Origin of the sequence: Prosthecobacter sp., from assembly GCF_044236155.1 — a bacterium.
Lineage (GTDB): Bacteria > Verrucomicrobiota > Verrucomicrobiia > Verrucomicrobiales > Verrucomicrobiaceae > Prosthecobacter.
In genome coordinates this window covers 434,375-446,123 of sequence record NZ_JBIIHA010000002.1, presented here as the reverse complement: position 1 = coordinate 446,123, position 11,749 = coordinate 434,375, and the positions used below count along the sequence as shown (strand labels likewise).

Annotated in this window: 8 protein-coding genes; 4 read left to right on the top strand and 4 right to left on the bottom strand. The window is 62.0% G+C overall.

Annotated features, from left to right (window positions below):
• Positions 1-26 precede the first annotated feature (26 nt).
• Together ACILSE_RS03750 and ACILSE_RS03745 are read left to right on the top strand one after the other, a co-directional pair.
• The gene (locus ACILSE_RS03750; RefSeq protein ID WP_395716012.1) at positions 27-3,725 is read left to right on the top strand and encodes a PVC-type heme-binding CxxCH protein; all 3,699 of its coding nucleotides are present in this window, start codon (positions 27-29) and stop codon (positions 3,723-3,725) included.
• A 62-nt stretch (positions 3,726-3,787) separates the two neighbouring features.
• Entirely contained in the window at positions 3,788-5,200 is a 1,413-nt protein-coding gene (locus ACILSE_RS03745) for a S41 family peptidase (protein ID WP_395716011.1), read from the top strand.
• A 52-nt stretch (positions 5,201-5,252) separates the two neighbouring features.
• Here ACILSE_RS03745 and ACILSE_RS03740 read toward each other — a convergent pair whose 3' ends face one another.
• The 3 genes from ACILSE_RS03740 to ACILSE_RS03730 all read right to left on the bottom strand — a co-directional run bounded on the left by ACILSE_RS03740 (position 5,253) and on the right by ACILSE_RS03730 (position 8,349).
• Positions 5,253-6,818: a fused MFS/spermidine synthase gene (locus tag ACILSE_RS03740; protein ID WP_395716010.1), complete on the bottom strand. Its 1,566-nt coding sequence runs from the start codon at positions 6,816-6,818 to the stop codon at positions 5,253-5,255.
• Positions 6,819-6,847: 29 nt separating this feature from the next.
• Positions 6,848-7,363 carry a YybH family protein gene (locus tag ACILSE_RS03735; RefSeq protein ID WP_395716009.1) on the bottom strand — a complete coding sequence of 172 codons (516 nt, stop codon included), beginning with the start codon at positions 7,361-7,363 and terminating at the stop codon, positions 6,848-6,850.
• Positions 7,364-7,437: 74 nt separating this feature from the next.
• Positions 7,438-8,349: a ParB/RepB/Spo0J family partition protein gene (locus ACILSE_RS03730; RefSeq protein ID WP_395716008.1), complete on the bottom strand. Its 912-nt coding sequence runs from the start codon at positions 8,347-8,349 to the stop codon at positions 7,438-7,440.
• A 112-nt stretch (positions 8,350-8,461) separates the two neighbouring features.
• Between ACILSE_RS03730 and ACILSE_RS03725 the strand changes: the two genes are divergently transcribed.
• The gene (locus tag ACILSE_RS03725; RefSeq protein ID WP_395716007.1) at positions 8,462-9,337 is read left to right on the top strand and encodes a YicC/YloC family endoribonuclease; all 876 of its coding nucleotides are present in this window, start codon (positions 8,462-8,464) and stop codon (positions 9,335-9,337) included.
• 1 nt (position 9,338) lies between these two features.
• Here ACILSE_RS03725 and ACILSE_RS03720 read toward each other — a convergent pair whose 3' ends face one another.
• The gene (locus tag ACILSE_RS03720) at positions 9,339-10,424 is read right to left on the bottom strand and encodes a Gfo/Idh/MocA family protein (RefSeq protein ID WP_395716006.1); all 1,086 of its coding nucleotides are present in this window, start codon (positions 10,422-10,424) and stop codon (positions 9,339-9,341) included.
• 80 nt (positions 10,425-10,504) lie between these two features.
• On the opposite strand from ACILSE_RS03720, the gene ACILSE_RS03715 reads away from it, so the two are divergent.
• Positions 10,505-11,662: a Gfo/Idh/MocA family protein gene (locus ACILSE_RS03715; protein ID WP_395716005.1), complete on the top strand. Its 1,158-nt coding sequence runs from the start codon at positions 10,505-10,507 to the stop codon at positions 11,660-11,662.
• Positions 11,663-11,749 lie beyond the last annotated feature (87 nt).

The following is an 11,749-nucleotide window of genomic DNA, read 5'->3' as shown; positions in this document are numbered from 1 at the left end:
GTTCCTGATACAAAACCGATCTCATCATGCGCCCGCTTCTCTTTCTCCCGCTTTGTCTGCTCACGACGCATCTCCTCGCCCAAGGCAAAGAACTCACCGGCACCTACCTGCCCACAACCAACGAATGCCCCACGCCAGAGCAGGCGCGGGCGAAAATGACCGTGCCGGAAGGTTACGAGGTCCGCTGCTTCGCGCATGAGCCGATGGTGCAAAATCCCGTCGCCATGACCTGGGATCATCGCGGTCGTTTGTGGGTCGTGGAAGCCTACGAATACCCGAACGGCTCCCCACACCCCGCTCCCTTCGGTGGCGAGGCCAAAGACGACCAATACCACCCGGTGCCTGCGATCTGCCTGCCCAAATCAGAAATCAAAAATCAGAAATCAGAAATCCCCCGCGACCGCGTCATCATCCTCGAAGACACCGACAACGACGGCGCAGCCGACAAGCGCACCGTCTTCGTGCAGGGCCTCAATCTCGCCTCCGCCATCCTCTGCGGCGATGACGGCATCTACATCGGCCAGCAGCCGCATTTGATCCACTTCCGCGATGCCGATGGCGACGACAAACCCGACGCGTGGCGTGTCGTTTTGACCGGCTTTGGCCGCGAGGACACGCACGAGCTCGTGAACAGCTTCACCTGGGGCCCCGATGGCTGGCTTTACATGACGCACGGCGTCTTCACGAACAGCAAAGTCCGCCGCCCCGGCCAGCCGGAGAGCCAGGGCTTCAAGTTTGATGCGGGGATTGGGCGCGCGAGGCCGATGCGAAGTGATGCGGGCACTCTTGCCCGCAAAGAAGGGCAGGCAGGAGTGCCTGCCTCACCCTCCTGGGAATTCGAAGTCTTCGCTGATGGCACCAGCAATCCCTGGGGCTGCGATTACGACGCGGCGGGGAACTTCTTCGTCAGCGCGTGCGTCATCGATCATTTCTTCCACATGGCTCCCGGCGGCATCTACGTGCGCCAGGGCGGTGCGCCGGAGAATCCGTATGCCTACGAGCAGCTTCCCAGCATCGTGAAGCACAAACATTTCCGCGCCGCGTATGCCGGCGTGCAGATTTACCAAGGCGGTCGCTATCCCGCCGACACGCACGGCCACGCCTTCATCGGCAACATCCACGACAATGCCATCCACGAGGAAGTGCTCACGCCCGTCGATGCCACGTTCAAATGCGAGCCGCGTCGCGACTTCCTCCGCGCCAACGACGGCTGGTTCCGCCCCGTCAGCACCCAAACTGGCCCCGATGGCTTCCTCTGGATCATGGACTGGTGCGACAAGTATCCCTGCTACCAAAACGCCAAAGCCAACCCCGAAGGCGTGGACCGCCAATATGGGCGGATTTGGCGGGTCGTGACCGTAGAACGGACTTTCCAGTCCGTTGAAACGAGTTCGAAAACTCGTTCTACGCCAAGCCGCGACCACGCCAACCTCGACCTCAAAAAACTCCCCACCGCCGACCTCGTCAAAACCCTGGAGCATCCCAACAACTGGATGCGCCGAATGGCGAGGCGGATGCTGGTGGAACGCCGAGATTCCTCCGCAAAAGCTCAACTCACGAGACTGGTTCAATCTCGAGCCTCGATTCATTCCAGACTGGAATCCATCTGGACGATGAGCATTTTAAATTTGCTTAACAATGTGGACGTTGAGCTTTCAGAGGTCTTCGTGGCTGACTCAAGTCCTTCCATTCAGCTTGCCGTGATTCGCGCCGAGGGTGAGGCCGGCCCAAGCGATATGCCTACACCTAGCTGGCTCGATCGAGTCGCCAAAAGCTCCGATCCCCTCGTTCAGGCAGCCGTTGCCGTTGCTGCAAGACAGTTGGCGGGCATGCCGCTGACTGTTGATCAGATCGAAGTGGCAGCCGCAGACCCAAAAGAGATTGTCACGCCCATTCTAATCTCGAATCCGAAAGCCGACTCCCGGTTGGCCTTTTCAGTCTGGATGGCTGTCGAGCACGATTTCGCCATCAATTCTAAATCTGCGAGTCTGTGGCTTGCCGAATTGGCTCCAACCACCCAACCCCTCTCCCGCGTCCTCTCCCACAAAGCCATGCGCAGGCTCTGTGACACACGCAAAGCGGAGAACCTCGATCTCGCCGTCGAGTTCTGCGACAAGATCGCAGCGCACGACATCCTCCTCGCTCATGCGCTCGATGGTCTCGTCAAAGGCCAGGAAGGCGGCGTGATCAAACCGGTGAAGGATGTCTCCGCCAGCCTCGCGAAGTGGCGTGCGTCGCCGAACGCGGACGTTCGCAAGCACGCATTCACGCTCGCGGTGCTGTGGGGCGATGAGGAGGCAATAACGAGCCTCGCGGCGGTTTTGACGACGGCGAAGGCTCCGAGCAAGGAAGTGATCGAGGCACTGCAACGGCTGCGCGGCGTCAGAACACCGGTTTATCGCCAGTCGCTGCTTCAACTGCTCCGCGATGGCCTCGGTGCTCATGGACCGGAAGTTGCCGTGGCGGCGATTCGCGCGGCTTCGGAGCTGGGTGGGGATGAATTCATCGAGCCGCTGCTTAATGTGGTGCAGGCCTCCGGCCTGCGTTCCGATCCGCAGTCCAGAGGACTGCACCACACTGCCGCCATCGAAGCACTCGCGAGCCGCGGGACTTGGACCAAGGCCCTCCTCAACGCCATCTCGGAGAAAAAGGTGCCCGCGAGCGGCTTCCCGGCTCCGGTGCGTCGGGCGTTGGCGACGAGCAAGGACAAGGGCATCCGCGATCTCGCCTTCCAAGTGCTCGGGGCATGGCAGGACTCGTCTGACGATGTGAAATCGCTCATCGCGCAGAAGAAGCAGGCCTGCCTCACGGGCGAGCCGGACCTCGCGAACGGCAAGCTCATGTTCACGGCGACGTGCATGGTCTGCCACGAATTCCACGGCGGCGGGCAGAAGGTGGGGCCGGATTTGATCGGCAGCGGACGCAGCAATCTCGATGCCTTGCTCGCGAACGTGATCGACCCCAACCAAATCATCGGCAACGGCTACGAAAACATCACGGTGAGCACGAAGGACGGCCGCACACTCGCCGGACGCATCGTGGAGGACACGCCGGGGCACGTGAAGCTGCTCGGAGCCGGTGGCGCGGCGCAGATCGTGTCGCGCGATCAAATCGCCACGCTCACGAACACCAAGCAAAGCCTCATGCCGATGGGCTTCGGCAATTTGCCCGACGCAGCCTTCCGCGACCTCATCTGGTATATTTTGGCCCCACCGGAAGAAGGCCCGCTCACGCCCGAAAAGAAGAAACTGCTCATCCAGGGCGTCGAACTGCCTGAAACGGCCTCACAGCCGAAAAAGACCAACTGGCGCGCCATCGACTGGGAGAGCGTCAGCCTGTGGAATCCCGATTGGAAGGTCTCTGCGCCCGATTTCGAGCGCACACCGGTCAAACTCGCCGAATACCACGGCAAAACGAATGTGCTGCTCCTGCATCCGTTCACCGACAAAAAGACGCCCGCGAGCTTTGAGCGGCAACTGAAGGTCGAGAAGACGAAATTGAAGTTCAGCGTGGCCGCCGATGATCGCGGCGACTGGCTCGTCAAGGCCGTGGTCAATGGTCAAGAGGTCAAGGCGGTGACGGTGGACCACGAAAAGCCACGCTGGAAGACCGTGCAGGTCGATTTGGCGAAGTGGAAGGGCCAGGACATCACCCTGCGCCTCGAAGCCCACGCCAACGGCTGGGCCTGGGAGTTCGCCTACTGGCATGGGATCACGCTGGAGTGACCACTTCGCCGGCCGCCTGAATTTCCCCTGTTCCAACGCGCCGATTCATGCACTGTGCCGCCATGCGTTGTGTTTCCGCATTTCTTTTCCTTCTGGCTGCCAGCGTGTGCCTGCACGCGGCCCCGACGACTCCGGTTCCCGCGCCGGCCGCAAGTCCTGCGCCAAAGCCTGTCGTGAAACCAGCGGAGGCCATTCCCGCGTCCAAAGAGGAGCCCAAAGCCGAACCGAAGCCCGCTGCAGCGCCGGTGAAACCGCCACCGGAGGATGCTTATGTGCAGATTGAGATGCTCACGCGGGCGATGGAAATGGTGCGGCAGAATTACGTGGACGAATCGAAGATCACCTACGCGGAACTGGTGGAAGGAGCGCTGGAGGGCATGCTGCGCCGGCTGGACCCGCATTGCGAGTACATGGGCAAATCGCTCTTCGAGGACATGCAGCGCGAGCAGAGCGACACCTCCGAGGGCATCGGCATCACGATCGCCCTGCGGCAGAACCAGCTCACGATCATCACCGTGCGCGAGGATGGTCCGGCCGGAGCGGCGGGCGTGCTGGCCGGCGACCAGCTCGTGCGCATCAACGATGTGCTCACGGACTCGGTCGGCGTGATGGAGGCGATGCAACTGCTCAAGGGCAAAACAGGCGATGAGGTGCGTCTCGCGGTGCGGCGGCCGGGCACCAAGCAGTTTCTGGAGTTCAAGGTGAAGCACGAGACGCTCGCGGAGACGTCCGTGCATGACGCGATGCTGCTCTCGCCAAAAATGGCGGGTGACTACAAGATCGGCTACACGCGCATCTCGCAATTCAACGCGCCCACGGCGGGCGAGCTGAGCAAGGCGCTCGATGAGCTCGAAAAAGGCGGAATGCAGGCCTTTGTGCTCGATCTGCGGAACAATCCCGGCGGCCTGGTGGACAGCGCGGTGGCGATCTGCGGCGAGTTTTTGCCGGAAGGCACCGTGGTGGTGACGACCGAGGGCCGCGTGGCCTCGCAGAATCCGCCACCGTTCCGCACGCCTTCGCGCAACGGCAAGGAGCCGCGCAAGTATCCCATCGCCGTGCTGATCAACCACGGCAGCGCGAGCGCGAGCGAACTGACGGCGGGCGCGCTGCAGGATTTGAAGCGCGCGATTGTCGTGGGCACGACGAGCTTTGGCAAAGGCAGCGTGCAGACGATCCTGCCGATGAAGAACGGCGCGGCGATGCGGCTGACGACGGCGAAATATTACACGCCGGGCCATCGCACGATCCATGAGAACGGCGTGGAGCCAAACATCATCTCCGCGCTGACCTCGGAGGAAGAAAGCCGCGTCGCGAAATGGCGGGCTTCACACGGCACGGGCGAGGCGGCAGCGCTCGAACTCGCCAATCTCGGTGACAATCAGCTCGAACGCGCGGTGGACGCGCTCAAGGGCGTGCTGGTGTTCGACGCGTTTGTGGCCCCGGCGCTGGCCCCGGCGGCGAAGCCGTTAAAATAGGAGAAGGATCATTCTGATTCCTCAAACCTGGGTCAGGATGGCCTCGCTTCTTTTATTCCAGCAATCCGCGGGCGATAATGGCATCGACGGGATTATGGTCGTCGGTGAAGACGATCTCTGAACGCGGAACGGTGCCCGCGGGGATGCGCGAGCGGATGAGGCGCTCCTGCCAGGAGCCTGCGGTGACGTAGCGTTCCTCGACCAGGGGCTTCAAATTCTCACGCGAGCACATGAGGATGACATTCTGAGTCTCTTCGTGACGGAAGCCGACGCCGAAGATTTCAACGTGAGGAAACACCTTGCGCACGGTGGCGAGCATGCCGGAGGTCAGCTCGGCCTTCGGTCCCTTGAGGGCGGAGATGACGTTCATAATGAAGACACCCTTCGGCTCCAGATGATCGGCGACCTGCTGATAAAACTCCTGCGTGGCGAGATGCGGTGGGATCTGGCGGATGCCGTTGTAGGCGTCGCCGAAGATGAGGTCCCATTTTTTGCCTTCGCTTTGCAGCAGAAAACGGCGCGCGTCGCCGGCATGGGCTTTCACCCGCGGATGCTCGTCGAGCTTGAAGAATTTGCGGCCGACCTCGATGACCTGCGGGTCGATTTCGACGACATCGACGGCGGCGTCTGGGAATTCACGCGAGACGTTCTCCGGCATGCCGAAGGCACCTGCGCCGATGAACAATGCGCTACCGACCTTCGCCGGTTCGCGCAGCAGGGCGAGCTTCCAGTATTCCTGATACGGGAGGATGAGGTCGCCGGTTTTCGCGTCCATGCCGCCCTCCATCGTCGAGTCGAGCTGGAGCACTCGGCGGGTCACATCACCGTCCTGCTGCTCGCTGACCTCGATGTGGTGATAAAACGACTCGTGTTCAAAGATGACACCTGGCTTGGGCTTCGGCGCGGTCATCCAGCTCATGCCAAAGGCGAAAACGCCGCTCAAAAGCACCGGCGCCTGCTGTTTGAGCGAGTTTTTGGCGAGGAAGAACGCGATGGCCGCCAGCAGCAGCAGGACCGCCGCCGTGCCGAAGAAAATGCTGCGCACGCCGAAGGTGGAGAGCAGGAAGAAGCCGGAGAGGAAGGTGCCGACGAAGCTGCCGAGCGAACCCAGCATGCTAATCGTGCCGGCCGCCGCGCCGACATGGGTGTCCTTGAGTGTGAGGCTGTAAAACCGCACCGCCGCAGGCGACACCGCGCCGAGGAGCACGCCGGGAATCGCGAAGAGCAGCAGTGAAATCATCACCGGTCCGGCGATGAGCCCCTTCGCGCTCAAACTGAGCGCGAACACTGTGTGCAGCGCCGGAATGAAGAAGGTGAGCACCGCGGAGCCGGCCAGCAGCCAGCCAAGAAGATCGAGCGCCATCTTCCGGTCCGCGAGATGGCCGCCGAGATATCCGCCCGCGCTGAACGCGATGAGGATGACGCCGATAAGCGCGGTCCAGGTGTAAACGCTGTTGCCGAAAAACGGCGCGAGCAGGCGGTAGGCGCAGATTTCGATGACCATCATCGCCGCTCCGGCAAGGAAGCAGGAGATGCCGAGGAAGATGCGCGTGCCTTTGCTGCTGGAGGAGCCCGCCTCTGCCGCAGGCTCCTGTTTTTTGAATGTGGTGCGTGACATGCTGTTGGTTCGCTGTTCGCGGTTAATGCTCAGTCGTTGTAAAAGACGAGGCTCATGATTTTCCAGCCGGCGGGGGTCTTGATGAGCGTGAAGCAATCGGTTCCGGTGGTGATCTCGGGGCCCTTGGTAAGCTTCCAGCGCACGCTGGCCTGCGCGGTGCGCTCATCGCGGAGGATTTTCATGTCCGTGGGCACCTCGGTCATCGGAACCGACGCGGTGGCGTGGCAGAGCTTCTGTCCATGCAGGAAATCGGTGAGTCCCTGGGTCTGCGGCGCGCCCTGATGCACGAAAGTGACGCGGGCCTGCTCGTGGAAGCAAGCACCGTAGCCGTCCATGTCCTTCGCGGACCAGGTGGAGAAGTAGCGGGTGAGGAATTCGCGGACGTCGGTGTCATCGCCGGCCACCGGGGTGTTTGCGGGGCTGCAACTGGCGAGGAATGACGAAACCAGAGCCGCGCAAAGCAAGACAGACAGCCGCAGGCTGCCCCGCAGGGGTGAGCGAAGTGAATCAATGGCGAATGCAGAGTGAATGCGGAAGAGCTTCATCAGGATGAACAACGTTCTGGGTTCGTCATTCGTCATTCGTCGTTCATCATTTAGGCAGCCTGCAAGGCGCCTTTTTAATCTCCAGCGAACGCCTCCTCCTCGACACCGAGAACCGCGAGGATGCGGTTGAGGTCATCGACGCCGTAGTAGTCGATTTCGATCTTCCCCTTCTTTTCAGCATGGTGGATGCTGACATTCGTCGTGAGATGCTGGATGAGCTTCTGCTCCACGGCCTCGATGGCTCGGGAGAACTCGTTTTCGGCCGGTTTAGGCTTCGGCGGAGGCGGCGGATGCAGGATGGCATCGACGACTTTCTCGGTGGCGCGGACGGTGAGGCTTTTCGTTAGGATCTGCAGCGCCACGCGCTCCTGCTCCGTGCCGTTTTTCAGCATCAGTAGCACCTTCGCATGGCCGGTGGAAAGCTTCGAGGTGGCGAGCATGTCGCGCACATTCTGCGGCAGGTCGAGCAGGCGCATCGTGTTCGCCACGGTGGCGCGGTTCTTGCCGACGCGCTGGGCGATGTCCTCCTGCCGCATGCTGAAATCCTTCGCGAGCCGGGAGTAGGCCTGCGCCTCTTCGATGGGGTTCAACCCCTCACGCTGGAGGTTTTCGATGAGCGCCATCTCCAGCACGTCCTTGTCGGACGCCTCTCGGACGATAACTGGCAGCTCCTTAAGGCCAAGCTCGCGGGAGGCACGGAAACGGCGTTCTCCGGCGATGAGCTCAAGCTTGCCGTTCACGCGGCGGACGATCAGCGGCTGGATGATGCCGTGCTCGCGGATGGACTCCATGAGCTCGGCGAGATGTTCGGGTTGGAATTCCTTGCGCGGCTGGAGCGGGCTGGGGACGATCTGGTCGAGCGAAACGCGGTTCACCACGTCTCCCGGGGCGGGCTGGGCGAGCGCGGGCAGGCGCGACACTCCCGCCACCGCCGCAGGTGCGGAGATGAGGGCGCCGAGTCCTTTGCCGAGTGCTGCTTTTGCCATGGGGGCGCGAGACTAGGGAGCCTGCGCGGCGATGCAAACCAGAATCTCGACGAATCTGAAACATCGCGATCCAAGGCTTTGCCAAAGTCAAATTCCGCTTCATCTGATGGCCATGAAAAGCATGACAGGATTCGGCCGGGGCGAGGCAAAACGCGAAGGTGTGACGTGGTGCGTGGAATGCAGCTCCGTGAACCGCAAGCAGCTCGAAGTGGCCGTGAACCTGCCGCGCGAGCTGTCCGAGCTGGAGACCGCCGTGCGCAACGAGGTCTCCGCCGCCGTCTCACGCGGACGCGTCAATGTGGCCGTGCGGCGGGACGCGGCGGCCGCCTTGGCGGAAGCCGTTCGCATCGATCACGACCTGGCGGCGCATTATTTCCACGCCATGCACTCGCTGGCGCTGAAACTGGATGTCCCGCCGGAGATTTCACTCACAGACATCACGCGCCTGCCTGGCGTGATCACCCAGGCGCAGTCCGAGATCGCAACGGAAGATGCCTGGCCGCTCGTGCAGGAGGCGCTGGCCGCTGCGTTGAAGCAATTGAACTCCATGCGCGCCGCCGAGGGCGCGAGTCTGCGAGCGGACATCGAAGCACGGCTGCGCGTGATCGAGTCACTTCTCGAATCGATCAAATCCAAAGCCGCGACCGTGCCGGAGAACCAGCGCAAGCTGCTGCGGCAGCGGTTGGAGGAGGCCGGACTGCCGGTGCCGCTGGATGACGAACGCCTGGTGAAGGAAATCGCCCTCTTCGCCGACCGCACGGACATCTCCGAGGAGCTCACTCGCGCCGCGAGCCATGTGAAGCAGTTCCGCTCCTATCTCGACGCCGACACGCCCTCGGGCCGCAGTCTGGATTTTCTGCTGCAGGAGTTTTTCCGCGAGTTCAACACGATGGGCTCGAAGTGCAACAACGCCGAGATCGCCCATCACGTCGTCACCGCGAAGACGGAGCTCGAAAAGATCCGCGAGCAGGTGCAGAATGCGGAATGATTCACGTCCCGCCCGGCTGCGGCAGGCCTTTGGGGCCGGATTGCGGCGCAGGAGGCTTCGCTTTGCCGTCCTCGGGCAGCCAAGCTTCGGGCGCACCGGCCTTGACCATGACTTCGCGCAGGGAGATGGACTTGCCGTCGCGACGTTTGCTCTCCTCGGCAGCCTCCATGAAGGCATAGATTTCGAGCGTCTGCTTCGCACTGACAGGCGGCTGCTTGGTCTGGAAGAATTTCACGATCTCGCGCAGCATCGGCGTGTAATCGCCCTCGGATTTCTGCTCGAAGACCTGCGTATCGCCGAAGCGGATGAGCTTGTAGGCCTTCGCGCCATCGTGGATGGCATGCAGCGTGCCGGTGCGATGACCAGTCCACAAACCGGTGACGATGGAGGCCGAGGGCGTGGTGACGCGGGTGACAGTCAGGCAACCAGAGCCCATGACCGTGAACAGCGCCTCCGCCGGATGGATGCCGTAAAAGAAGAGATCGGGATGATGCGGCAGCACATGCGCCGGGCCGTAGGAGATGGCGCCACGGGCGGGTGTCTTTTCCGCGTTCGCGACCTCCAGCACGCCTGGATACCAGCGGATGGCGGAGGCGCTGAAGACCGGCACCTGGGTGGTGGCGGCGAGCTTGTAGATTTCGACGGCATCCTTCAATGACGCGGCCACCGGCTTGTCCATGAACACCGGTTTGCCTGCGCGAATGATCTGCTTCATCTGCTCGAGCCGCGGACGCCCTTCGAGGCTGAGGAGCATGACGGCGTCCACGTCCTTGCAGGCTTCGGCCACGCTGCCGACGATGCGCACGCCGAATTTGTCACGCAGCGTGGCAGTAAAACCCTCCAGCCGAGACTTGCTCTCCTCGATGTCTGGGCTGCCTCCGGGAAAGGCGACGACGACACGCGCCCCGGGGATGTGGTTGGGGTTGGCCGGGTCGTTCAGCCGCAGCGTGAACTGCTCCGAATGCGAGGTGTCGAGGCCGATGATGCCGATGCGGAGGTCGTCTGCCATGAGAGGTCTGATGAGCAGCGCCGACAGCCATCCCGCGATGGCAATGATGCAGAGGTTGAGGCTGCGTGGCGGTCGCATGCGGAAAAGTGTCGCGCGGACCACGACGCGCAACTGTTGAGTCGCTTGACCGTCCCACCCCGCCTGCTAGGCTCGCGTTCATGGAAACCGTCAGAATTGGCATCGTTGGACTCGGAAACATGGGCAAGGCACACCTTGCGAACATTCGCTCGGGCAAGGTCCCCGGGCTGCGCGTCACCGCGCTGTGCGAAAGCGTCGGCACGCTGCCAAACTTGATCGAGGGTGAGAAAGCCTTCACAGACGTCAACCTGATGATCCGCAGCGGTCATATCGACGCGATCCTCATCTGCACGCCGCATTTCAGCCACACCACCATCGGCATCGAGGCGCTGAAGGCCGGGCTGCATGTGCTCGTCGAGAAACCTATCTCCGTTCACAAGGCCGACTGCGAGCGCCTGATCGCCGCGCACACGGACAAGAGCAAAATCTTCGCCGCCATGTTCAACATGCGCACGAACGCCTGCTTCAAGAAGGTCAAGGACCTCATCGACAGCGGTGAGATCGGCGCCGTCCGTCGTGTGCACTGGGAAGTCACCAACTGGTTCCGCACGAACTACTACTACGCCACCGGCGGGTGGCGCGGCACCTGGAAGGGAGAGGGAGGCGGCGTGCTCATGAACCAGTGCCCGCACAATCTCGACCTCTTCCAATGGATGTTCGGCATGCCGCAAAAAGTCCGCGGCTTCTGCCAGTTCGGCCGATTCCATGAGATCGAGGTCGAAGACGACGTCACCGCCGTTTTGCAATACGACAATGGCACCACCGCCACTTTCGTCACCTCCACCGGCGAGGCTCCGGGCGTGAACAAGCTCGAAATCACCGGCGAGCAGGGCCGTCTCACAGTCACCGACGGAACACGCATCCACTTCCAACGCAATCGCGTGCCCATGAGCAAATTCTGCATGGAGGCGGAGGCCGCCTTCGCCATGCCCGAATCCTGGCACATGGACATTCCCGTCGCCGAAAGCGGCGGCCAGCACGTCGAGATCCTGCAAAACTTCACCAACGCCATCCTGAAGGGCGAAAAGCTCCTCTCGCCCGCCGAGGAAGGCATCCGCAGCGTGGAACTCGCCAATGCGATCCTCCTGTCCACCTGGCAGGACAAGACCATCGAGCTTCCGATGAGCAGCGCCGACTACGAGCGCATCCTCATCGAGAAAGGCGAAAAAAGCACCTTCCAGAAGACCAAGGTCGTCGCCAAAGCGACGTCCGACGACTTTGCAAAGAGCTTCCGCTGACCTGCGCGCAGAAAGACCGCAAGATTGGCGCAAAGTTTTTGGGAATATCGGGCATCCGCTGGTGTCTTACCATCGCATACACTCACG

What these genes read in the sequence shown, in the direction of transcription:
- ACILSE_RS03750 (WP_395716012.1), top strand. Translation starts at nt 27, where the DNA reads ATGCGCCCGCTTCTCTTTCTCCCGCTTTGTCTGCTCACGACGCATCTC.
- ACILSE_RS03745 (WP_395716011.1), top strand. Translation starts at nt 3,788, where the DNA reads ATGCGTTGTGTTTCCGCATTTCTTTTCCTTCTGGCTGCCAGCGTGTGC.
- ACILSE_RS03740 (WP_395716010.1), bottom strand. Translation starts at nt 6,818, where the DNA reads ATGTCACGCACCACATTCAAAAAACAGGAGCCTGCGGCAGAGGCGGGC.
- ACILSE_RS03735 (WP_395716009.1), bottom strand. Translation starts at nt 7,363, where the DNA reads ATGAAGCTCTTCCGCATTCACTCTGCATTCGCCATTGATTCACTTCGC.
- ACILSE_RS03730 (WP_395716008.1), bottom strand. Translation starts at nt 8,349, where the DNA reads ATGGCAAAAGCAGCACTCGGCAAAGGACTCGGCGCCCTCATCTCCGCA.
- ACILSE_RS03725 (WP_395716007.1), top strand. Translation starts at nt 8,462, where the DNA reads ATGAAAAGCATGACAGGATTCGGCCGGGGCGAGGCAAAACGCGAAGGT.
- ACILSE_RS03720 (WP_395716006.1), bottom strand. Translation starts at nt 10,424, where the DNA reads ATGCGACCGCCACGCAGCCTCAACCTCTGCATCATTGCCATCGCGGGA.
- ACILSE_RS03715 (WP_395716005.1), top strand. Translation starts at nt 10,505, where the DNA reads ATGGAAACCGTCAGAATTGGCATCGTTGGACTCGGAAACATGGGCAAG.